Annotated in this window: 19 protein-coding genes and 1 pseudogene; 14 read left to right on the plus strand and 6 right to left on the minus strand. The window is 63.5% G+C overall.

Going from position 1 to position 21,605, the window contains the following annotated elements:
- Window positions 1-9: 9 nt before the first annotated feature.
- The 5 genes from CD04_RS22825 to CD04_RS0120210 all read right to left on the minus strand — a co-directional run bounded on the left by CD04_RS22825 (window position 10) and on the right by CD04_RS0120210 (window position 4,649).
- Window positions 10-474, minus strand: coding sequence for a response regulator transcription factor (locus CD04_RS22825; RefSeq protein ID WP_051849470.1), 465 nt, complete (start codon window positions 472-474; stop codon window positions 10-12).
- 132 nt (window positions 475-606) lie between these two features.
- The gene (locus CD04_RS0120195) at window positions 607-1,311 is read right to left on the minus strand and encodes a response regulator transcription factor (RefSeq protein ID WP_031410111.1); all 705 of its coding nucleotides are present in this window, start codon (window positions 1,309-1,311) and stop codon (window positions 607-609) included.
- Window positions 1,312-1,337: 26 nt separating this feature from the next.
- Window positions 1,338-3,152: a GAF domain-containing sensor histidine kinase gene (locus CD04_RS0120200; protein WP_031410113.1), complete on the minus strand. Its 1,815-nt coding sequence runs from the start codon at window positions 3,150-3,152 to the stop codon at window positions 1,338-1,340.
- Window positions 3,153-3,528: 376 nt separating this feature from the next.
- Complete coding sequence (locus CD04_RS0120205) at window positions 3,529-4,167, minus strand: cyclopropane-fatty-acyl-phospholipid synthase family protein (RefSeq protein ID WP_031410115.1); 639 nt, start codon at window positions 4,165-4,167, stop codon at window positions 3,529-3,531.
- A gap of 32 nt (window positions 4,168-4,199) precedes the next feature.
- Window positions 4,200-4,649: an OsmC family protein gene (locus tag CD04_RS0120210; protein ID WP_031410117.1), complete on the minus strand. Its 450-nt coding sequence runs from the start codon at window positions 4,647-4,649 to the stop codon at window positions 4,200-4,202.
- 397 nt (window positions 4,650-5,046) lie between these two features.
- Here CD04_RS0120210 and CD04_RS22330 point away from each other — a divergent pair.
- The 14 genes and pseudogenes from CD04_RS22330 to CD04_RS0120280 all read left to right on the plus strand — a co-directional run bounded on the left by CD04_RS22330 (window position 5,047) and on the right by CD04_RS0120280 (window position 20,229).
- Window positions 5,047-6,371 (plus strand): annotated as a pseudogene (locus tag CD04_RS22330) (class I SAM-dependent methyltransferase).
- Window positions 6,372-6,443: 72 nt separating this feature from the next.
- Complete coding sequence (locus tag CD04_RS0120220; protein ID WP_031410119.1) at window positions 6,444-6,773, plus strand: DUF1840 domain-containing protein; 330 nt, start codon at window positions 6,444-6,446, stop codon at window positions 6,771-6,773.
- A gap of 207 nt (window positions 6,774-6,980) precedes the next feature.
- Window positions 6,981-8,642, plus strand: a complete 1,662-nt coding sequence (locus CD04_RS0120225; RefSeq protein WP_031410121.1) for an MFS transporter — start codon at window positions 6,981-6,983, stop codon at window positions 8,640-8,642.
- A 531-nt stretch (window positions 8,643-9,173) separates the two neighbouring features.
- A complete protein-coding gene (locus CD04_RS0120230) occupies window positions 9,174-9,428 on the plus strand; it encodes a hypothetical protein (RefSeq protein ID WP_081858106.1) in 255 nt (84 codons plus the stop codon).
- A gap of 158 nt (window positions 9,429-9,586) precedes the next feature.
- Window positions 9,587-12,571 carry a formate dehydrogenase subunit alpha gene (locus CD04_RS0120235; protein WP_031410125.1) on the plus strand — a complete coding sequence of 995 codons (2,985 nt, stop codon included), beginning with the start codon at window positions 9,587-9,589 and terminating at the stop codon, window positions 12,569-12,571.
- Between the two features lie 19 nt (window positions 12,572-12,590).
- Window positions 12,591-13,229 carry a formate dehydrogenase FDH3 subunit beta gene (fdh3B, locus tag CD04_RS0120240; RefSeq protein ID WP_031410128.1) on the plus strand — a complete coding sequence of 213 codons (639 nt, stop codon included), beginning with the start codon at window positions 12,591-12,593 and terminating at the stop codon, window positions 13,227-13,229.
- Window positions 13,226-13,459, plus strand: coding sequence for a hypothetical protein (locus CD04_RS0120245; RefSeq protein WP_031410130.1), 234 nt, complete (start codon window positions 13,226-13,228; stop codon window positions 13,457-13,459). The genes fdh3B and CD04_RS0120245 overlap by 4 nt, the downstream gene beginning before the upstream one ends.
- A 49-nt stretch (window positions 13,460-13,508) precedes the next feature.
- Window positions 13,509-14,687, plus strand: coding sequence for a formate dehydrogenase subunit gamma (locus CD04_RS0120250; protein ID WP_031410132.1), 1,179 nt, complete (start codon window positions 13,509-13,511; stop codon window positions 14,685-14,687).
- A gap of 12 nt (window positions 14,688-14,699) precedes the next feature.
- A complete protein-coding gene (locus tag CD04_RS0120255) occupies window positions 14,700-15,035 on the plus strand; it encodes a hypothetical protein (protein WP_031410134.1) in 336 nt (111 codons plus the stop codon).
- Window positions 15,036-15,232: 197 nt separating this feature from the next.
- A complete protein-coding gene (locus CD04_RS0120260; protein WP_081858107.1) occupies window positions 15,233-16,126 on the plus strand; it encodes a formate dehydrogenase accessory sulfurtransferase FdhD in 894 nt (297 codons plus the stop codon).
- Complete coding sequence (locus CD04_RS0120265) at window positions 16,123-16,767, plus strand: DUF3305 domain-containing protein (RefSeq protein ID WP_081858108.1); 645 nt, start codon at window positions 16,123-16,125, stop codon at window positions 16,765-16,767. Before CD04_RS0120260 ends, CD04_RS0120265 begins: the two co-directional genes overlap by 4 nt.
- Entirely contained in the window at window positions 16,764-17,375 is a 612-nt protein-coding gene (locus CD04_RS0120270) for a DUF3306 domain-containing protein (RefSeq protein WP_051849472.1), read from the plus strand. The genes CD04_RS0120265 and CD04_RS0120270 overlap by 4 nt, the downstream gene beginning before the upstream one ends.
- Window positions 17,372-19,579 carry a 4Fe-4S dicluster domain-containing protein gene (locus tag CD04_RS0120275; RefSeq protein WP_031410142.1) on the plus strand — a complete coding sequence of 736 codons (2,208 nt, stop codon included), beginning with the start codon at window positions 17,372-17,374 and terminating at the stop codon, window positions 19,577-19,579. The genes CD04_RS0120270 and CD04_RS0120275 overlap by 4 nt, the downstream gene beginning before the upstream one ends.
- An 8-nt stretch (window positions 19,580-19,587) precedes the next feature.
- A complete protein-coding gene (locus tag CD04_RS0120280) occupies window positions 19,588-20,229 on the plus strand; it encodes a molecular chaperone (RefSeq protein ID WP_051849473.1) in 642 nt (213 codons plus the stop codon).
- A gap of 118 nt (window positions 20,230-20,347) precedes the next feature.
- Here the strand turns inward: CD04_RS0120280 and CD04_RS0120285 are convergent, their stop codons facing one another.
- Window positions 20,348-21,481 (minus strand): TDT family transporter, encoded by a 1,134-nt coding sequence (locus CD04_RS0120285; RefSeq protein WP_031410147.1) that lies wholly within the window; start codon window positions 21,479-21,481, stop codon window positions 20,348-20,350.
- Window positions 21,482-21,605 lie beyond the last annotated feature (124 nt).

The raw sequence follows: 21,605 nt of genomic DNA on the forward strand, positions 1-21,605 counted from the left end.
TGTCCCGTTTCATGGGCCGGGTTTGCCGATCTCGCGGGGCCCTATCGAGGGTGATTCGGTTGCCTGCGCGTCGAACCATCGGCCAAACCGATGCACGCTGTCGATCGTGCGCAGCAGCAACTCGGCTGGTGCGGCCTTGCCCAGTGCGGAATAGGCTCCCATGGTGCGGGCGCGCCGCTGCAGTTCAGCGTCTGGAGCAGCGCTGAGCACGATGACGCGCATGCCGCCCACGCTGTTGAGCTCGGGGATGAGGTCCAGGCCGTTGTCACTGTCGAGCACACTGTCGAGGAGCACGATGTGGGGGCGGGCATGGCGTGCGGCGAGCAGGGCCTCGGTGCGGTTGGCAGCCACCCCGACGAGTTCCAGTCGCGGCCACTCGCCCTGGATCAACCGCGCCATGCCCCAGAGCACGGTGCGGTAGTCGTCGACGATGAGCACGCGGATGGGGGCTGTCGCAGGTGTGGGGACATACATGGTGATGCCCGGTGATGAAGAGCCAGGCTCCCAAGGTAAGGCCGCCGCCGGCAAAAAGGCATGGGAGAAGGCTCCCGTTCTCGTCGGGACAGATGTCCCGGATGGACGCCTGCGCCCTTCGCGCACCCTCGATCACGCCTGGCCGGCGGCCAATTGGTGCTCGATGGCGTATAGGGTCAGGGCCACCCGGTTTTGCACGCCAAGCTTGTCGTAGATCGCGGTGAGGTGGTTGCGCAGCGTGTGGTCACTCATGCACAGGCTATCAGCCAGGGTCTTGTTCGGTGCACCGGGCTTCTTGACCAGGGCGGCGACGATGTCGCGTTCCTTTGCGGTGAGGCTGGCGATGCGCGCGGCATGGGGATCACCAGAGCTTGATGCACCGGTGGAACCACTGGTCAGACGTTCAAGCAGACGCGACATGGTGCTGCGATCCATCCAGACCTCGCCGGCGTGCACGCGCTGGATGGCAAGCAAGATGGTCTCGGCGGGAACGTCCTTCAGCAGCACGCCACGTGCTCCGCCGAGGATGGCACGCTGGTGAACCTGCGGGTCGCGCAGACCCGTGAGGACGAGCACGCGCGCTGGGGTACGGCGCTGGATGTCGCCGAGGAAGTCCAGCGCGCTTTCGCCATTGAGGTCGAGGTCGAGCAGGATGAGGTCGGGTTCGACGGCGTCGAGTGCCTGGAAGATTTCCTGGCGACTGCCGGCTTTGCCCACGATTTGCATCCGGGGGTGCTCGCTTACGATGAGACGGTCCAGTCCCCAGAGCATGCATTTGTGATCGTCCACCAAAAGAATGCGAATGGGATGGACTTGGTCATCGGTCGCGGTGTTCATGGCAGTGCTCGGTGGTGATGGCAACGTCACAAGGGGATTTCGGCGGTGACGACGGTGCTGCCATCGCTGCGATGCTCGACGTCGACATGGCCGCCGAGATGGTCGACGCGCTCGATGATGGAACGCGGGCGAAACGGCGTGGAGTCCACGCTCTGGCCGTGGGCGTGGTTGATGATCTGCACCACCAGTTCGCCTGCCTGACGCCGCAGGTTGAGGGTGACCCGGCGCGAAGCCGTGTGGCGGCGCACATTGCTCAGCGCCTCGTTGAGGATCTGGAATACCTCGGCGGCAAGGCGGTCGTTGAGGTGCATTTCGGCGTTGGCATTCACCGCGATGTCGATACCGTAGTACTCGCGGTATTTCTCCGCAACCCGCCACACAGCGTGCATCAGGGACGTCTCCCGCGGCAGGGCGCGGTCGCGCAGACCGCCGACATACTGGCGCAGCTCGGCAATTCCCTCGCTGGTCATGCGGATGAGGTCGTCTAGGTCCTCGGCCAGCGCGTCGTCGTGCGTGACGCGCCGGCGCAGGGCTTCGAGGCCGAGTTTGAGGCCGATATAGGGCTGGATGGTGCTGTCATGCAGGTCGCGGGAGATTTTTTCACGCTCGTGAAGCGTGGCATCGGTGGCGATGCGGTCGAGGATATGGATGTTCTCGACCATGGGCGTGATGTGACTGGCCACCTCGGCGAGGAAGATGACGTCATCCTCGCTGAAAGCGCCGGCGTCCGCACACAGGAAAAGCCGGCCCATGAAACGGCCGTGATGGGCCAGCGGCACCGAGGCGAAGCTTGGCGCTTCCAGAAACTGCGCCACGGTTCCCGCGCATTCGGCGATATCGTGCGCGGAGGGCGGGCCGGCCAGCCCCGCAGCTGGCAGCGGGCTGTCAATGGGAATGCGATGCCGCACTGCTCCATTCGCATAAGACACTCCGCTGTCCAGCGGAAGGTCGAGCAGGTGCGTGGCAAGTTCCGGGTTCAGCGTCTGCCCCACAAGCGGGGGCTTGGTCGGGTCGCGGTCGGCAAGGAATGCGACATGGCCGGCATCCTGCAATTCCATGATCGCCAGACAGGACTGCACTCCATAAAAGCCACGGATACGCTCAAGAAATTTTCCCATGATCTGTTGGGGGCCAAGGCGCGGATTGGGGATTCGGGCGAGATCGCCGAGGAGCGCCAGACGACGTTTCTGCAGGATTTCTGCACGTCCCCATCGTGCCACCAAATACCCGAGCATGAGCAGCACGACGACATGAGTCAGGGCCGGAATCGATGATGCGTCGTCGTGCGACGCAACCAGCGTGAAATGGGCCAGAGCGGTCAACAGTGCGGCGGCGACCGTGACCCGCAGGCCTTCGGCGAATCCGAAGCGCACGGAGGCGACAAGGACGGGAAAGAAAAAGTACGGGAACGCCGGGCTTTGGAGGCCGCCGCTGGCCACGCTCAGGGCGAGAATCCACAATACGTCTGCCCAATGCTGCCAGGCCGGTCGCAGGACGCTACGGACCTTGCCTGGCAGGGCATAAAGCATGGCGGCATAGAGCAGGTACAACGAACTCAGCGCCACGGCCGGCAGGGGCCTTTCATTGGCGGTGCGGCTGACGACGAAAATCAGGACAAGAGACTGCGCCAGGACGAGGCGCACGAGACCCAGCAGGCCATCGGGGATCGCGCTCGGGGGATCGGGTGAAGGTGCAGCCTCCTCGGACGAGCCGGGATTGGTGCGAAGGCCAGGCGCTGGGGGGGGCCGATGCCGGAAGGCGTTGCCTTGTGCGGCAACGCTTCGTCCGTCCTGGAGCGGCTGGATGGCCGCCTCAGGCCCCTTGTCACGCGATCGAACCACTCGAGCTCACGCATGGATTGCACCGCCCCCCCATTCGAAACCGTTCACGCCTCGCAGCAGCCATCAGATGCATGTCTCAGTTTTTCGGATGTGGTGTATTGTGGCGCCATTCAGGCTACGCGAAGCCCATCGGACCGAAATTCTTTCGAGACTTCGTGCGCTATTTCACGATTGTGGCGGGTTGCCGCACTGCAGCGGACGCGCGTCATGTGAACGGGGCACTTGCCATCGGGTGCCGGCCAGTGCGGCGAACGCGCCGGGATGGCCAGAACCGTCTTGCGTGTTTACCCCAAGTCGGCTCGATCGACACGCCGAACGTCAGCTGCCTTGGAGCCTGGGCGCCGTGGCCCCATGATCGTCGGTTCGGTTCTGGCGCTCATGGCTTGCGCGCCACCGCATCGATCAACGCCGAGCGCCCTGCGTGAGCATGGCCTTCGGCCAGCTCCGCCTCATGCTCGCGCAACAGCAGCCACTGGGCCTGGGGAAGCAGCTCACGCAACAGCGATTCCGTGTACAGGTGCTCGAGCTTGCCGGGGCCTCCCGTGCGATAGTCAAGTTGCTTGGGGGTGTAGCCCTGGATCAGCAGAAGACCGCCGGGTTTGAGGGTTTGCCAAATGCCGCCAAACAGCTTGCGGCGCAAGTCAGGGTCAGCGAACTGCACGAAGATGGCTGCGACGGCATCGAATGCGGCCGGGGTCCACGTCCACGCGTCCGCGGCGGCGACGTGAAAATCCACCTGCACGCCGCGCTCGGCAGCCCATTTCCGCGCTTTGTCGACCGCCACTGGCGAAATGTCGAATGCGGTGACCGCGTGGCCCTGCTCGGCAAGAAAGATCGCGTTGCGTCCTTCCCCATCGGCCACGCTCAGCACGTGGCTGCCCGGGGCAATGCGCTGGGCCTCGCGCTGAAGGAAGGCGTTGGGCTTATCCCCGAACAGCAGGCCAGGCTGGGCGAAGCGCGCGTCCCAGGTTGCGCGAGGGTCGGCGAAGGCGGGTGTCGATGCGGTAGTGTTCATTGCGTTGCGTGTGCGTTGCCCGGAAACCTCAATTATTTAAGTTTTTGTCCACTGCCGTCGTAGACCGACACGTCCATCGGGATGCCGTTGCGCACGCTCTGTCCTACCGTGCAAAACTCTTCGAACTGGCCGAGGATGCGGTCAAGGTGACTCAGGCTTTCGCCTTTCGCCCCCATGCGGATCGCCACGTCGATGTGCAGAACGCGCAGGCGGCCCGCCTCATTGCGGCCAATTTGCGCGCGCGCGGTGGTGGTCATGCCTTGCGGATCATTTTTGAACTTGGACAGAGCGAAGTACAGACTCGAGCTCATGCAGTTGCCTACCGCAGCCAGTAGCAGCTGAGCAGGCGAGGGTCCAGCCCCTTGCCCGAGAGGCGGCGGCTCGTCCGATAGCACGTGTGGCATCGTCGGGGTGAAGCTGATGTCGAACTGGTACCCCTCCTGCTGGGTCAGGACAACGGTTGGTGCGGATTCTTCAGACATGGCGCGCTCGGGAAGGATTGGCGAAGTGACAAAGCTTACGCAAATCCGTTGCGGCGGGCATTGCATTGGCGCAGGAACGCCGCCCATCCCGTGCATGCCATCGGGCCCGGTCGCAGGGTGCCGAAGCGTTTCGAGCCTGAGTGCGTCGCCACCTGGCAGGGGTCCAGGTCGCCCGGGCGCATCGCCCGCAAAGGCGCTGGTACGGGGGAGGGCTTGCGTGGTGGGGCGGGGTTGGCGCGCGACGAAACGTGAGCTGGGGTGGCAGCGGTTCGCTTCGCGTATGTCGATGAGCGCTGCGCGCTTGTGCGAGATGACGCACAAGCGACCCGTCCTTTGCACCGATTGGACTCTGGCTGTGCGGGGTTGCCGCACAATAGGCACAAGGGAGGAATGCGTCATGCCCCTGTCCAGCCGTCTCCTGCTGCAACCGGCCGAGCAGCGCTTGGCGAGCTTGCCATTGCCGTGCGCCCTTCAACTTCCGGGCGGCCAGCGCATCGGCGCCTCTCAGCCGCGGCTGCGCCTCATCGTGCGCGACGTGCGTGCCCTCATGCATCTCGCGCAAGGTGCGATCGGCCGAATGGCCGAAGACTATGTCGAAGGGAGGTTTGAGATCGAGGGCCGGTTGCGCGACCTGATGGCCGCTGCCCCCGCGCTGCTCGGCACGGATCCAACGCGGGAGACCCAAAGCGTCCTGCTTCGCGTACTTCAGGGCATGCAGCGCGCGGTCTGGGAGCGTACCCGCCAAAGTCGTGAGAAGGACGCTGCGCAGATCCAGCACCACTACGACGTCTCCGACGACTTCTATGCGCTATGGCTGGACCCCCGGCGCGTGTACTCCTGTGCCTACTTTGCCGAGCCAGGGATGACGCTTGCGCAAGCCCAGGAGGCCAAGCTCGACCTGATCTGCAAAAAGCTCATGCTCAAGCCAGGTGAACGCTTCATCGATATTGGCGCGGGCTGGGGTGGGCTGCTGTTGTGGGCGGCAGAGCACTATGGCGTGGACGCGACAGGTATCACACTGAGCAAGAACCAATGCGCGTACGTCAATGGCCTGATTCAGGAGAAAAAGCTCCAGGGGCGCGTGCGCATGCTGCTGCAGGGCCACCGCGACGTCGACGAGACCCAACCGTTCGACAAGATCGCTTCAGTGGGTATGTGCGAGCACGTTGGCCGGCCCAATCTGCCCCGCTATTTCGGCAAGATTCGCCGCCTGCTCAAGCCGGGGAGCTGGTGATGAACCATGGCATCACGGCGGGCGGCACGGATAACCCGCAGCTCGCGGGCGGGATGGGCGACTTCATCGAAAAGTGCATTTTTCCCGGTGGCCAGCTCGTGCATGCAAGTGTGATGCTGGAGACGATGGTGCGTGGCAGCCTGGAGCCGCTGGACGCGGAGTGTTTGCGCCCGCACTATGCGCAGACGCTCTGGTGCTGGGCCGACGCACTCGAAGAGCACGAGGGCCAAGCGCGGCAGGTTCTTGGCCCTCATGCCGACAAGATCATTCGCGCCTACCGCCTTTACCTGGCAGGGTCGGCCATGGGTTTCGAGCAGGAGTGGATCTCCCTGTTCCAATTTCTCGGTTCGCGGCCTGACGGCATGGTGGAGGGGCGCGACGGCGGTAGCGGCCTGCGCGCCCGCCAAAGCTCGTACCCGTTCAACAGGGCCTACATTTACGCCAAAGGTTTGCCCGAACCCGGGGTCTCCCCGCCTGCGGGCGTATAGCGCACCACCATCACTGTTTGACGACCACCTCCCGATCATTCCTTCAATCGCATTGCCACCATCGCACCTGCCATGCTCTACAAATTCAAATCTCAAGCTGATTCTGACCTGTACATGAACCAGGCGCCAGCCGAGCGCATCTTGGCCATCATCGGCAAGGACCCCGCTGCGCAGGGCATCATTGAGCCCGCTGACATGGCGGAGGCCATCGTCAAGCTGGAGAGGGCCGTTGCGGAGGACGACGCGGCGAGGACAGCGAGCACGGAGCCGACACCGGATGCGACGGAGCACGCAGGGCCCGCTGGCGGGCAGGCCATTACCTTGCACCAGCGTGCCTGGCCGTTCATCCAGTTGCTCAAACGCAGTCTCGCGGCCGACAAGCCCATCGTTTGGGGCGTCTGACTCGGGCTTCGGACGCTGTGTCTTCGGGAATTCCCGGGGGTTTTCCGAGGGCTGGTGTCAGCAACCGGTCAGACAGCCCCACAAGAATCCTCACGACGCGTAACAAATAAGTCCAAATGTTACCGTGTAGCTGACCCGTCGGGTCGGCACTGACACCGGCGATGTGCCCGTCATGCGGCAACGCCATCAGAACGAGGAGACGGTTTCATGGCATCAATCACCCTGGACGCCGCGCCGCGGCCGATGAGTACCGAAGAGCGGAAGGTCATTTTCGCGTCTTCGCTTGGCACGGTATTCGAGTGGTATGACTTTTACCTGTATGGCTCACTGGCGGCCATCATCGCCAAAAAATTCTTTGCTGGCCTGGACCCAGGGTCCGCCTTCATTTTTGCCCTCCTGGCATTTGCTGCGGGTTTCATCGTGCGGCCGTTCGGTGCGCTGCTGTTTGGACGCCTGGGCGACATGATCGGGCGCAAGTACACCTTCCTTGTCACCATTCTCATCATGGGGATGTCCACATTCATCGTGGGCCTTCTGCCGAGCTATGCCGCCATTGGTGTGGCCGCGCCGATCATCCTTATTGCACTGCGTCTGCTTCAGGGGTTGGCCCTGGGCGGCGAATACGGAGGCGCCGCGACGTACGTGGCCGAGCACGCGCCCCGCAGGAAGCGCGGCGCGTACACGTCATGGATCCAGACCACTGCAACGTTGGGTCTGTTCATGTCCCTGCTCATCATCCTGGGTGTCCGCACGGGTCTGGGTGAAGAGGCTTTCAACGAATGGGGCTGGCGTGTGCCCTTTCTCGCATCAATCCTGTTGCTTGGCATCTCCGTGTGGATCCGCCTCAAACTCAACGAGTCTCCCGCCTTCATCCGCATGAAGCAGGAAGGCAAGACCTCAAAGGCGCCCCTTACCGAAGCTTTTGGCAAATGGGCGAACCTCAAGTACGTCATTCTTGCCCTGCTGGGCTTGGTGGCCGGTCAAGCGGTGGTCTGGTACGGCGGGCAGTTCTACGCGCTTTTCTTTCTGACACAGACCTTGAAAGTGGACGGCGTCACGGCCAACGTCTTTATCGGTTTGGCCTTGCTGATTGGTACGCCCTTCTTTTTGGTGTTCGGCTCGCTGTCGGACAGGATCGGCCGCAAGCCTGTCATTCTTGCCGGATGTCTGATCGCCGCCCTGACCTACATGCCCCTGTTCCAGGCACTGACCAAAGCAGCCAACCCGGACCTTGCGGCCGCACTGGCAAAGACCCCGGTCACGCTCGTGGCAGACCCGGCGGAGTGCTCCTTTCAGTTCAATCCCACCGGCACGGCGAAATTTACGAGCTCCTGCGACATCGCCAAACAGATGCTCGCAGCGTCTTCTGTCAACTACACCACGGTTGCCGGTAGCGGTGTGGCCCAGATCCAGGTCGGCCGCCAGGTGATCCCGACCTTCAACGGCAAGGGCATGTCGCCCATCGCGTTCAAGGAGCAAGAGGCCGCCTTGAAAAAGGACATTGGCGCAGCCATCAAGGCCGCGGGTTACCCGGCCAAGAGCGACACCTCAAAGATGAACAAACCAGTGGTCCTCGCCATTCTTGTGCTGCTCGTCATCTACGTCACGATGGTGTACGGTCCGATTGCCGCAGCGCTCGTCGAGTTGTTTCCCACGCGCATCCGATACACGTCAATGAGCCTGCCCTATCACATCGGCAACGGTTGGTTTGGCGGGCTGCTCCCGACCATTGCCTTTGCCCTCGTGGCCCAGAACGGGAACATCTACTACGGCTTGTGGTACCCGATCATCATTGCGGCAGCCACCTTTGTCATCGGCCTTTTCTTCCTCCCCGAAACCAAGGATCGCGACATCTACGCGCACGACTGACACCGCCGTCTCCAGCAGCAGGTGCCGACGACGTGATGGCCGTGCAACGTGGAGCTTGGGCTGACGGGCGCGCCCACCATGCCGTGACCCGGGCCATGCGCCATCGGCCGCGTCCACCGCACTCTTGCGGGTTTGGGCCGGCAGTCCTGGTCTTGCGCAGGCCTCCTGGCCCTTGGGTAGGCGGGCGTGACGCGTTTGTATTGCGGCGCATCAATGGGACCCAAACCCCGTCCTCATCCAGGGTCAGGGGTGGACGCCGTTGCGCGGCGGGCAGCCAGGGTGTTGCCGACATCGCCGCCGTATCGACGAGCCGGGGCGGCACAGCACCCCAGGACGAGGCTAACTACTCCCCGGTTGGCCGGAGGCACTCTCGAGCATGCGGTGGACTTCCGCGAATGCTGCCCTACGGCCCCTTGCGCTCGTAAATCTGGCCTTGAATCATGACCAATGCCGAACTAAAGTGAAACCACGGGCGCCGCCGACATCCCGCAAAGAGCGTATCGGTGGGTCACACAGCGCCAGAGGAGCCAGATGATGAGCATTCTCGAAGGGGCCAAGGTCATCGGCGCGGCTGTCGTCAGCAGGCGCGGGGTCTTGGCTGGCTTGGGTGGCGCTTCGCTCGTGGCCGGCGCTGCGGTGCTGGGTGCCGACTGTGTTGCACGCGCCAACCCAGCCAGTACGGAGGGCATGGTGCGGCCTGACGCAATCAAGGCCTCGCAGGCCGAGGTGACGGGCTACCACGTCACCGAGCATATTCGTCGGTACTACCGGACGGCCAGACTCTGAGGCGCAGGTTTACACGTGGGGCGTTGCCATGAAGCGTGTTGCTACGACCATGCATCCGCGACTGCAACGACAGTGCCGTGCCGCGCATTGCCTGCATGGCCTTGGCACGGGTGCGGCTCCGGCGTGACTTGCGGCGGTCTATTCAAGGAGTTTCTTCCATGCTGCTCACCCGCAAATCACGGCCAGATGGCTCCGCAGCTGCCTCTGCTGTGGACAACCAGTGGGTTGTTCAACTCAAGCGCGGCCTCGAGCACGCGCTGCCGACCGTGGACCGGCGCACGTTTCTGCGGCGCTCGGGCCTTGGCCTCGGGCTCGGCGTCGGCGCCGGGTTGATCGCTTCCCAACTGCGCCTGGTGCAAAAGGCAGACGCCGCCGATACGCCGGCCCCCGGATCTGCAGGAAGTGGGCGCGTGGTGACGCGGCGGACCGTGTGCACGCACTGCTCGGTGGGCTGCGCAAGCGACGCGATGGTGGAGAACGGCGTGTGGGTAAGGCAAAACCCCGTCTTCGAATCACCCATCAACATGGGCGCGCATTGCGCCAAGGGCGCCGCACTGCGCGACCATGGCCGCGGCGACCACCGCTTGCGTTACCCGATGAAGCTCGTTGACGGCAAATACCAACGGATCTCCTGGGACAAGGCACTGCAGGAAATCAGCGACAGGCTCCTGGCAATCCGCAAGGAAAGCGGGCCGGATGCGCTGTTCGTCGTCGGGTCGTCCAAACACAACAACGAGCAGTCCTACCTGCTGCGCAAATGGGTTTCGTTTTGGGGCTCGAACAACTGCGACCACCAGGCGCGTATCTGCCATTCCACCACCGTGGCCGGAGTGGCCAACACGTGGGGCTATGGCGCGATGACGAACTCATACAACGACATGGCGAATGCCAAAGTGGCGCTGTACATCGGCTCCAATGCGGCTGAGGCCCACCCGGTATCCATGCTGCATCTGCTTCACGCGAAGGAAAACGGCTGCAAGGTCATCGTGGTTGATCCGCGCTTCACCCGCACGGCGGCCAAGGCCGACAAGCACATCCGGATCCGCTCGGGGACCGACATTCCGTTCCTGTTTGGCGTTCTTTATCACATCTTCGATAACGGCTGGGAAGACAAGGACTACATCGCCGCGCGGGTCTGGGGAATGGACCAGGTCAAGCAGGATGTGATGGCCAAGTGGTCTCCGGACAAGGTGCAGGAGGTTTGCGGTGTGGACGGCGATACCACCCTGATGGTGGCCAGGTGGATGCACGAGAACCGTCCCGGCACAGTGGTGTGGTGCATGGGTCAGACGCAGCACACCATCGGCCACGCCATCGTGCGCGCGTCCTGCATTCTCCAGTTGGCGCTTGGCAACGTTGGCAAATCCGGAGGCGGCACGAACATCTTTCGGGGTCACGACAATGTGCAGGGCGCGACCGATGTTGGTCCGAATCCCGATTCGCTTCCCGGCTACTACGGGGTGATCGATGGCGCGTGGAAACATTTCGCCAGCGTGTGGGGTGTGAATTACGAATGGATCAAGGGGCGCTTTGCGCCGGGCATGATGACGAAGCCCGGCATGACGGTCTCACGCTGGATCGATGGCGTGCTGACCCCTAATGACATGATCGATCAGGGCCCGAATCTGCGCGCGCAGATTTTCTGGGGCCATGCCCCCAATTCGCAGACGCGCGGCCTGGATATGAAGAAGGCCATGGATAAGCTGGATCTGCTCGTGGTGATCGATCCCTATCCGTCGGCCACCGCAGCCATGGCGGCCATGCCAGGCGAGGCCAAGGACCTCAACCCCAAGCGCGCGGTCTATCTCCTGCCTGCGACCACCCAGTTCGAGACATCGGGCTCAGTCACGGCCTCCAACCGCTCGCTGCAATGGCGTGAACAAGTGATCGAGCCGCTGTTTGAGTCGCGTACGGACCACATGATCATGGTGCAGCTGGCCGACAAGCTGGGCTTTGGCAAGGAGCTGGTGAAGAACTACAAAATGGTGCCGGGAAAGGGCGGAATGCTGGAGCCCGAAACCGAGTCGATCCTGCGCGAGATCAATCGTGGTGTGTGGACCATTGGCTATACGGGGCAGAGCCCTGAACGTCTGAAGGCGCATATGCGCAACATGCACGTGTTCGATGTGAAGACGCTGCGTGCGCGCGGCGGGATTGACGCAGAGACGGGATACAAGCTCGATGGCGAGTATTTCGGCCTGCCGTGGCCTTGCTACGGCACGCCGGAGTTGCGCCACCCGGGTACCGCCAATCTGTATGACACCTCGCTCAACGTGATGCAGGGCGGGGGAAATTTCCGCGCCAATTTCGGCGTCGAGCGCGATGGGCAGTCCCTGCTTGCGGCAGACGGATCGGCCTCCAAGGGCGCGGACATTCAAACCGGATATCCCGAGTTCGATGCCACTCTGCTGAAAAAGCTCGGCTGGTGGGACGAACTGACGGATGCCGAGAAAAAGGCAGCCGACGGAAAGAACTGGAAAACCGACCCGTCGGGCGGGATCATCCGCGTCGTCATGAAAAATCATGGCTGCTATCCATTCGGCAACGCCCGGGCGCGCGCGGTCGTGTGGAACTTCCCGGACCCCATACCCCAGCACCGCGAGCCGCTGTACTCGGTGCGCCCCGACATGGTGGCGCAATACCCCACCTACGACGATAAGAAGGTGTTCTGGCGCTTGCCCACGCTGTTCAAGACGGTGCAGGAGCAGAACATCGACATTGTCAAGAAATTCCCCCTCATCCTCACCTCGGGACGGTTGGTCGAATACGAGGGTGGGGGCGATGAAACGCGGTCGAATCCCTGGCTCGCCGAGTTGCAGCAGTTTGCCTTCGTGCAGGTCAATCCGGCCGTGGCCAACGACCGCAATATCCGGGAGGGCGATGACGTGTGGGTCAGCACGCCCACGGGAGCGCGCATCAAGGTGCGTGCGCGTATCACCGAAGCGGTGGATCGCAGCACAGTGTTCATTCCCTTCCACTTTGCCGGGCACTGGCAGGGCACGGACCTTCGCCAGTACTACCCCGAGGGCGCCGCGCCCATCGTGCTGGGTGAAGCCGTCAACACAGCCACGACCTACGGCTATGACGCGGTGACGATGATGCAGGAAACCAAGACCACCGTGTGCCAACTCGAGCGCGCATAACCCAAGAGGGGCATTGACCATGGCACGCATGAAATTCATCTGTGACGCCGAGCGCTGTATCAACTGCAACGGCTGCACCACGGCCTGCAAGAACGAGAACGAGGTGCCGTGGGGTGTCAACCGACGGCGCGTCGTCACCATGAATGAGGGTGTGCCTGGCGAAAAGTCGATCTCGGTGGCCTGCATGCACTGTTCGGATGCACCATGCATGGCGGTTTGTCCGGTGAGCTGCTTTTACCGCACACCGGAGGGCGTCGTGCTCCACGACAAGGACATCTGCATCGGTTGCGGCTATTGCTCCTATGCGTGTCCTTTTGGCGCACCGCAATTCCCGGCCAACGGCGAATTCGGCCTGCGTGGCAAGATGGACAAGTGCACCTTCTGTGCGGGTGGTCCTGCGCCGAACGGTTCGGAAGAGCAATTCCGGGAATACGGGCGCGACCGCCTGGCCGAAGGCAAACTGCCGATTTGCGCCGAAATGTGCTCGACCAAGGCATTGCTCGCAGGTGATGGCGAGGTGATCGCTGACATCATGCGCGAGCGTGTCTTGCATCGCGGCGGCGGAGCGGAACTGTGGGGTTGGGGCACGGCCTACGGGACAGGCACGCAGCGTCAAGGCGGGGCACCGCCACAATCCGCACAAGGGGCACAATCATGAAGATGATCAGGCCGTTGGTGGCCTGCGCTTTGCTTCTGGCTCTTCTCGATGCGTGCAGCCAGAAACCGCAGACGTTGACGCAGACGGGCGTGCCGCAAGCGCAGGCGCCCTGGATGGGCGCCAAGCCCGCCTTCACCGCACAGGGTTGGAAGCCGGGTGACAAGGCCAGCTGGCAGCGCGAGATCGACCGCCGTGCCCAGGACCAGAATGAATACGTGCGCATGCGCTAAATGCGAGGGCATGATGTCCCGATTCCGGATGGCCTTTACGGCGGGCTGCATGGCGCGGCCCCTGGTTTCGTTGCTGCTCGCCGCCGCTCTTGCACTGAGCGGGTGCCTCATTGCGAGCCCGGCCTGCGCTGCCGGGGCATCGTCGGCGGCGCCGATGGAGCGCACGGCGCCACCTCAGGCGCGTGCCAATGGGCGCAGTGACGCAGCCCCGCCTGGCGCGGCCCGCTTGCCGGGGTACCTCCGGCAAAGCAACGCGGAGCGCGCGAAGGTGCAGCCCGGCAACAATGCGCCCATGTGGCGTGGCATCAAGGAGCAAGCGGGATTCACCAGTCTTCCGTATCCCGAGGCCGGGGTGCTGATCCAGCCCCAGACCCATTACGCCGGCTCGGCCTTCACCTCGGCAGGTGAAGCCTGGCGCCAGAGCCGCAACAGGCTGCTGATTCCGGTCGGAGGTTGGCTTTTGGTCATCGCCGTGCTTGGCCTCGCCGGCTTCTTCCTGATTCGCGGCAAAATCCGCATGGAACACAAGCCGACGGGGCGCAAGCTCGAGCGCTTTACGCCGTCTGAGCGTTTCATCCATTGGACGGTAGCCCTTTGCTTTGTCGTGCTGGCTGTCTCCGGCATCGTGATGATGTTCGGCAAGTTCTTCCTGTTGCCGTTGATCGGCGGCGCGCTTTTCGGCTGGCTTGCCTACGGGCTCAAGACCATTCACAATTTCGTGGGGCCGCTTTTCGGCGTCGCGCTGCTCCTCGTGCTTGTCACGTTCATCCGGGACAACATACCAAGCAAGCGGGATCTGGCGTGGCTCGCAACGGCCGGTGGCATATTCGGGGGCCGCGAGGGTCCATCGCCACGGTTTAACGCGGGCGAGAAGGTGTTCTTCTGGACGGGCTGGTTGTTTCTCGGCGCCATCGCAGTCGGCTCGGGTCTGGTGCTGGACAAGTTGGTGCCGGATGTTGTCTTCACGCGGGGCGTCATGCAGGTGGCGGAGATCGTGCATGCATCGGCCACGGTGGTGTTGATGGCGATGTCTTTTGCGCACATCTACCTCGGCACAATCGGCGTTGAGGGCGCGCTGGACGGCATGCGCACCGGGTATGTCGATGAGAGCTGGGCGAGGCAGCACCATGCGCTGTGGCTGGATGACATCAACGCCGGCAAGATTCCGGCGCAGCGAAGCGGCCAAAGCGTGCAAGCCCCAGTGCCGATGGTCAAGCCCAAAAGTTGAGGAGTCTTCTTCATGAAGCGTGCCAATCTCATGGTGGCCGTTAGCCTGCTGGGACTGGGCAGCCCGGCCTGGTCTGAACTGCCGCCGCCGAGCGCCGCGATGAAAGCCAAGGCGGATGAAGCTGCAGCCAAGGCGAAATGGAGCGACAAGGTCGCGGCCTACCAGCTGTGCGAGGCGCAGAACAAGGTGGCGAGCTTTTACTACGCGCAGGCCAAGGAACAGGGCAAGCCGACCGCGCCACCGGTGGACACCCCGCCATGTGTCGATCCCGGCCCGTTTACCGCGGTCTCGGCAGACACCTCCGCGTCCGCCGGTCGGCCTGCGGCATCAGCAAAAGGATCGAACTAGGCGGTTGAGCAGGGCGGGACGTCAGGACGTGGCGAAGACGGATTCGGAGGTGGAGAGCACATTAGGGCTATGTCGAGCAGGGTCTGCGCCGGCACGGTCGTGCAGGCGTAGGCTCTGTCGCTTATAAAGAGAAAAGACGACGGCGTCATCATGCGCCGCCAAACCCCTGCCCGACCACCCAGTTCGTTGCCTTGACCATGCCCACGCCATCGATCACCTCGCCTTCACCCGCTGTCGAACGGGCGAGGCCCTCTCAGGGTCCGCTGCTGAGTGACGCCCGCGTCGACCTCACGCGGGGAGTCGAAGTGCGCAACGAGTACGGTGAATGCCAACAAGTGCACATCCCGGCAGAGCGGCCTCTGACGCTCTATTTGGACAAGGTCGAGATCGTCACGCTCATGACCGTAGGCGCTGCCCCCGAGCTGTTGGCGCTCGGCTACCTGCGGAACCAGCGCCTCGTGCGCTCCCTTGCCGAAATTGCCTCCGTGCAAGTCGATTGGGACGTCGAGGCCTGTTCCATCACCAGCCGTGGTGGCATCGCCGGTCTGGAGCGGCGCAATGCTGCCAAGCGGGTTGTGACAACCGGTTGTGGCCAGGGCACCGTGTACGCCAGCCTGATGGACGAGGTGGATACCCTTGCGCTCGATCCGGACACACGTCTTCGGCAAGGCGAGCTCTACAGCCTGCTGGAGGTCATGCGGATGCGCGACAGCATCTACAAGACTGCTGGCTCCGTGCATGGCTGTGCCTTGTTTGCAGGTGGCGAGCTCTTGATGTTCACCGAGGACGTCGGCCGCCATAATGCGGTGGACGCCATCTCGGGCTGGATGTGGTTGCACGGCGTGGCGGGCGCCGGCAAGGTTTTTTACACCACCGGCCGGCTCACTTCCGAGATGGTCATCAAGTGCGCGCTCATGGGCGTGACGATCCTCGTGTCGCGTTCGGGGGTGACGCAAATGGGCTACGACATTGCCGCGCGTCTTGGAATCGCGTTGTTTGCGCGCTGCGCCAACCGGCACTTTCTCCAATACACCGCGCCGGATCGTTTCATCCCCGAGCCGATTCCAAGGCCGCAGCCTTTGCTCGCATGAACGCCCCAACGCTCCCCGGCCCAACGGGTGAACTGCGTCTGGCAGTCATCCTGCAACGCGATCGCCTGCACAGCGCGTGGCAGCGCTGGAGCTGGAGCGTGCGTGATGTGTTGCAGGCCAATGACGAAGGACCGATGCCTCGCTGCCTTGTCTGGAACGCGGCCAGTTCGCAGTGGCTGTTTGGCAGCTACGGCCTTGAACTTCACCGTGACGAGGGTGAGGGCTACCACCTCAACCTTACTTCGCCCAGTCCATCGTGGTTCGTCTGGTGGACGGGGCCCGCCGATCCCGATTGCGATGATCCACGCGTTCAACCCGGTGGATTGCCTGCGGTGCAGGCCATCACGCTGTCGTACAACGAGGCAGCCCGCTGGATGGACGCGGGCGAAACGGTGGAAATCGTGCCGCTGCCTGGAGCAGTGGCAAACTGGCTGGCGGCGTTCACCGCCATGGCTTACAGGCCGGAGCCGCGAAGGCGTGTACGGCCGCAAAGCTTCCTTGCGCCACAGGAGCGCGACGCCACGCTTGCGCAGGCAGCAGCCGAGAATGGGCATCAACCGCAGCCCACGGCCGGCACTTCAGACAATCGCGCCGGCGACATGGACGCGAGGGCTGCGGGACGCAAAAGGATCCACACATGAAACCCCCAGACCGTGAGGGCGTTGGTCATGCCGCGGGCGTTCTCGCACGTTGGTCGCGTCGCAAACTGCAGGCGCAATCGCGGCGCATGGACGATGGCGCGACGCGCGCAACCGGCGCCGCGCCCGTCCATCCGTCGCCTCCCGCTGCTGCCGAAGCGCAGGCTGTGGGCGAAGCTGCGGTGCGAGAAGCGCCAACAATGCAAGAGCTGGAGTCGCTCGATCACAGCGCCGACCTGCGGCGTTTCATTGCGCGTGAGGTTGATGAATCGGTACGCTGCGCGGCCCTGCGCAAGATCTTTCAGGATCCGCGATTTAATGTGATGGATGGGCTCGACACCTATATTGACGACTATAACGTCGCCAGTCCGGTGCCTGTGAGCATGCTGGATCGCCTTCGCCACGCTGCATCCGGGGTCGTGGTCGCTCAGCCAGATGAGGAGCCGCCTGCGACTGGTCCTGCACAGGAGGCTTGCGAGCAACATGGGAGCGTGACCACGCAGGCGCCCGCCGCCAACGATGGCTCGGTGCCGGGTGCAGGGCCCGCACGCGCTTTGGAGCAGTCGGTGTCAGAGCCGCTGCTTGAGCATCCCGAGGCACCGCACGCATGAAAACCCTGGTCTGTGATTGCAACCACAGCATGCCGCTGGACTTCGCTGCACTGTCGGGTGCCATCGGGGAGTCCCTGACCCCGCACAGCCAGCTCTGTCGACGCGAAATCACGCAATTCCAGGGTGCTGCGCGCGGTGCGGAACCCTTAATCGTGGCCTGCACGCAGGAGGCACGGTTGTTCACTGCGGTCGCCGCGCAGACCAGCGGCGTTGCGCCGCCCGATGTGCGCCCCATGCGTTTCGTCAACATTCGCGAAACGGCAGGCTGGAGCCGACAGGCTCACGCTGCCGGCCCGAAGATCGCTGCACTGCTGGCCGCGGCCAGGCTTGGCGAGCCCGAGCCGGTGCCCACAGTCAGTTACTCGAGCCAAGGCCACTGTCTCGTGATTGGCGACGCCGAATCGCTCAGCCTTGCCGTGAGTTTGCTGTCCAACGCGCTTCGTCTCACGTTGCTGGACACGGGAGCAGCCCGTGGCAAGGGGCGCTTCGGCGGCTTGCCGCTGGAGCGTGGGCAGGTTTTGCATGCTGGATGCGTGCACGCCGTGCGGGGGTGGCTTGGCGCCTTTCAGGTGGAATGGCAGAGTTCGAATCCCATTGATCTGGATATATGCACGCGCTGTAGCGCGTGCATCAAGGCCTGTCCGCAGGGGGCGATCGGCTTGGATTACCAGATCGATCTGACGCGTTGTACAGATCAACGGGACTGCGTACGCGCCTGCGGTGCCATTGGCGCGATCAATTTCGAGCGGCCGCCTCAAGCCCACATCGACACGTTCGACCTGGTGCTTGATCTTCAGCCCCGGCCGGCGATCCGTCTGCATCAGGTTCCACAGGGCTACTACGCGCCGGGTAGCGATCCACTGGAGCTTGCGCGCGCCGTGGGCGAGCTGCGCGACCACGTCGGCAGGTTCGAGAAACCGCGCTTTGTCCACTATGAACCCAAGCTTTGCGCCCACACGCGCAATGGGCTGCTGGGGTGTAATGCCTGTGTGGACGTATGCTCAGCCGAGGCGATCACCAGTCGCGCCCGCTTGCGCGCAGACCAGCCGCCACAGCCGGTCAACTCGGTCCATTTACCACGTGAGAAGACATCCCGCTTCCTCAACCAGATCGAGGTTGAGCCACATTTGTGCGTGGGCTGCGGTGCCTGCGCCACGGTGTGCCCGTCGGGCGCACTCGCATTCGAGTGGCCGCGCCCCGCCGACATGGGTGCGCGGCTCAAGGTTCTGCTCTCGACGGCTCGGCGCGCCGGGCTCGAACGCCCGGCACTGCTGTTGCACAGTCAGGCGCAGGGTGCGCGACTCCTGGCTGAGCTCGGTCGCCTGGCAGCAGCCAATGGCGATGTCCAGGGCGTGCCTGCGCATGTCGTGCCCGTTGCGTTGTGGCATGTTGCCTCGGTTGGCCTGGATCTATGGTTGGCGGCGGTTGCCTGGGGGGCGGCTGAAATCCTCGTGCTTGCGAGCAGCGAGGAGGCGCCCGCCTATCTCGATACCCTGCGCAGCCAACTCGCCCTCGGCCAGACCCTTTTGCATGGCATGGGTTATGCCGGAACGCGCCTGGCTTTGTTGCAGACACACGATCCCCTTGAGCTTGACGCGCTATTAGGGGCCTCGCGCCCGCAAGGTCCGGTGCCCGAAGCCGTTGCCGGATTTGCAGCCCTGGCGCAAAAGCGGGCGACACTGGAGCTCGCGCTCGATCACCTTTTACGCCATGCCCCGGTGCAGGCCGTGGGGCGCGGTGAGCAGCCGATAGCGCTGCCGCACGGAGCGTTTTCCCCGTTCGGGTCCGTTCGCGTCGATACCGCGCGCTGCACCCTTTGTTTGAGCTGTGTCGGTGCCTGCCCCGAAGGGGCGCTCCTTGATAATCCTCAGGCACCGCAGCTGCGCTTCATCGAGAAGAATTGCGTGCAGTGCGGCCTTTGCGTCAAGACCTGCCCCGAAGACGCCATCCGTCTTGAACCCCGCCTGCTATGGGGGTCGCAGCGCGGCGAGCCGCGCTCCTTGCATGCGGCCCAGCCCTGGCGGTGCATACGCTGTGGCGCTCCTTTCGGCACTGTGCAGGCAATCGAGCAGATGCTGGTCAAGCTCGCAGGGCATCCCGCGTTTTCCGGCGCAGCTGCCGAGCGCCTGAAAATGTGCGGTGACTGCCGCGTGATCGACATGCACACCGCTGCCGGCCCCACCATCGACGACCATTCGCATTGAGATTGCCCATGCCCTCCGCCCCCTCTGCGGTCATGCCCGCGCTGGCTGACGCGTCCAGCCCCGAGGACGCGGATCGCGCCAAGGTGTGGAACGTGCTCGCACGCCTGTACATCGCGCCGCCCGATGCGGTGCTGTTGCGCCATCTGGCCGGAGGGGTGGAGGTGCAGGCGCGCAGTGGCGAGCCCAGCGCGCTGCAGGCTGCTTGGGACGCGCTTGCCAACAAGGCTGGCCTTGTGAGCCAGGAGACGGCGCGCGAGGAATTTGAAACGCTTTTCGGTGGCATCGGTCGCCCGTCGGTGTATGTCTACGGTTCGTATTACCTGGCAGGCGCCCTCCACGAAAAGCCGCTTGCGCGGCTGCGCAGCGACCTGCAGACGCTCGGCCTTACCCGGCGGCAGGACGTGGGTGAGAGCGAGGACCACTTCGCGATCCTCGCCGAGATCATGTGGTTTCTGAGCACGGGCAACATCCCGGGTCGTCAGGATCTCGCGCACCAGCGTGAGCTGTTCCAGAGGCATATCGAGCCCTGGGCCTTGCGCATGTGCGACGCCATCGTTGACCATCCAGCGGCTGACTTTTACCGCAAGGTGGCCGAATTCACGCGTGCGTTCCTGGTGGTTGAGCAGGTTGGTTTCGATTTGCTGGACTGACGCGGCCGCCAAGGATCACGAAACCGGGACACTGGCATGCGGCGATGCCGCGTGTCTCGGCAGGGCTTTGCGGTGCGTGTCGTGATCCTTTGCGGGCGGTGCGCTGCCCGCGGGCACCTCAGAGGGCGACTGCCGCGGACCGATCTGCCAGGCATGGAGCGTGAACGAGGTGTCCATGCCACAGGCCATGCAGGCTGCGTGCGGCTACCACCAGCCAGATGCCGAGAAGGGCTGCGGTGAGGGCAGCGGCGAACACTGTGAATCCGCGCAAGCCTGTGTGCACACCCAGGCCGTAGGTGGCCGCGATGAAGACACCGACGGGGAAGGTGAACCCCCACCATCCCAGATTGAAGGGCAAACCCCGCCGTGCCTGCACGGCGGTCAGTAACGCTGCGGTGAGCAGCCACCAAAGGCCGAACCCCCACAGGACCAGAGCGCCGACCACGCCCAGGGGCTCGGCAAGCGATGCCAGAGGTGCGAGCGGCGTGCCGACGAGGGCGCGTTCGGCAGCGACGCCCAGCGTTTGCAATGCGAGCGCGCCGGTCCCAAGAGGACCAAGACTTAACCAGGTCGACACGGCCATCTCCTGCGGTGGAAGCTTGTGCACCGCCAAGCGGAAGTAGAGCAAGGTGAGAATGCCCAGTGCGAGCGGCACGGACATCCCCCACAGGGCATAGCCGGCGACAATCAGGTCCCGAGCCTGTGGCAAAGGCAGGTGATTGGCCAGCAGGCCGGCACTGGAGGCCGCGACTTCAGCGGGCACGATAGGCAGGAGCCATACGCCCGTCATGCGGTCCAAGCCGTGCTCTTGTGCGCAGAACATCATCAACGGAACCAGCCAACCCACGGCAAGGCTCAGGACGACGTCCAGCCACCAGAGCTGGACAGCCGCTTGCGGTGCCCAGGGCCATTGGGGAAACATCGTCGCGAGACCATTGACCAGCGGAATCAGTGCCATGGGCAGGGCTCCGAGGAACATGGACTGCACCGGGTGGCGCAAAAGGGGCAGCGCATAGTGCCGGAAAAATATCCAGCGCGTGGCAAACAGCATGAAGAAGAAGATGAAAATGGCGGCGTCGGCCCAGAAGAGGGCGTACACGAGCAGCATGCGCCCGGGAAAGTCCAGGGGAAACTGGGCCAGCAAGGTGAAGACGATGCCCGTACCCATGTTCAACGTGAACCAATTGGGTGTGAACTGCCTGATGAGTTCTCGAGGATGCGCAAGCGCCTGCAGGGGAAGAAATCGGTGCATGAGACGGTTTTCCGAATTGAACTGATGATGAGGGATGCTAGACTAAATAAACAATAAAAACTAATGAAAAGAAATATGATGAACTACAAAAACGATTGATTGGTCACCGTCGGGACCAATGCGC

Origin of the sequence: Thiomonas sp. FB-Cd, assembly GCF_000733775.1 — a bacterium.
GTDB lineage: Bacteria > Pseudomonadota > Gammaproteobacteria > Burkholderiales > Burkholderiaceae_C > Thiomonas_A.

Coding starts and splice junctions, on each gene's coding strand:
- CD04_RS22825 (WP_051849470.1), bottom strand. CDS start 474: ATGTATGTCCCCACACCTGCGACAGCCCCCATCCGCGTGCTCATCGTC.
- CD04_RS0120195 (WP_031410111.1), bottom strand. CDS start 1,311: ATGAACACCGCGACCGATGACCAAGTCCATCCCATTCGCATTCTTTTG.
- CD04_RS0120205 (WP_031410115.1), bottom strand. CDS start 4,167: ATGAACACTACCGCATCGACACCCGCCTTCGCCGACCCTCGCGCAACC.
- CD04_RS0120210 (WP_031410117.1), bottom strand. CDS start 4,649: ATGTCTGAAGAATCCGCACCAACCGTTGTCCTGACCCAGCAGGAGGGG.
- CD04_RS0120220 (WP_031410119.1), top strand. CDS start 6,444: ATGCTCTACAAATTCAAATCTCAAGCTGATTCTGACCTGTACATGAAC.
- CD04_RS0120225 (WP_031410121.1), top strand. CDS start 6,981: ATGGCATCAATCACCCTGGACGCCGCGCCGCGGCCGATGAGTACCGAA.
- CD04_RS0120230 (WP_081858106.1), top strand. CDS start 9,174: ATGATGAGCATTCTCGAAGGGGCCAAGGTCATCGGCGCGGCTGTCGTC.
- CD04_RS0120235 (WP_031410125.1), top strand. CDS start 9,587: ATGCTGCTCACCCGCAAATCACGGCCAGATGGCTCCGCAGCTGCCTCT.
- fdh3B (WP_031410128.1), top strand. CDS start 12,591: ATGGCACGCATGAAATTCATCTGTGACGCCGAGCGCTGTATCAACTGC.
- CD04_RS0120245 (WP_031410130.1), top strand. CDS start 13,226: ATGAAGATGATCAGGCCGTTGGTGGCCTGCGCTTTGCTTCTGGCTCTT.
- CD04_RS0120250 (WP_031410132.1), top strand. CDS start 13,509: ATGGCGCGGCCCCTGGTTTCGTTGCTGCTCGCCGCCGCTCTTGCACTG.
- CD04_RS0120255 (WP_031410134.1), top strand. CDS start 14,700: ATGAAGCGTGCCAATCTCATGGTGGCCGTTAGCCTGCTGGGACTGGGC.
- CD04_RS0120260 (WP_081858107.1), top strand. CDS start 15,233: ATGCCCACGCCATCGATCACCTCGCCTTCACCCGCTGTCGAACGGGCG.
- CD04_RS0120265 (WP_081858108.1), top strand. CDS start 16,123: ATGAACGCCCCAACGCTCCCCGGCCCAACGGGTGAACTGCGTCTGGCA.
- CD04_RS0120270 (WP_051849472.1), top strand. CDS start 16,764: ATGAAACCCCCAGACCGTGAGGGCGTTGGTCATGCCGCGGGCGTTCTC.
- CD04_RS0120275 (WP_031410142.1), top strand. CDS start 17,372: ATGAAAACCCTGGTCTGTGATTGCAACCACAGCATGCCGCTGGACTTC.
- CD04_RS0120280 (WP_051849473.1), top strand. CDS start 19,588: ATGCCCTCCGCCCCCTCTGCGGTCATGCCCGCGCTGGCTGACGCGTCC.
- CD04_RS0120285 (WP_031410147.1), bottom strand. CDS start 21,481: ATGCACCGATTTCTTCCCCTGCAGGCGCTTGCGCATCCTCGAGAACTC.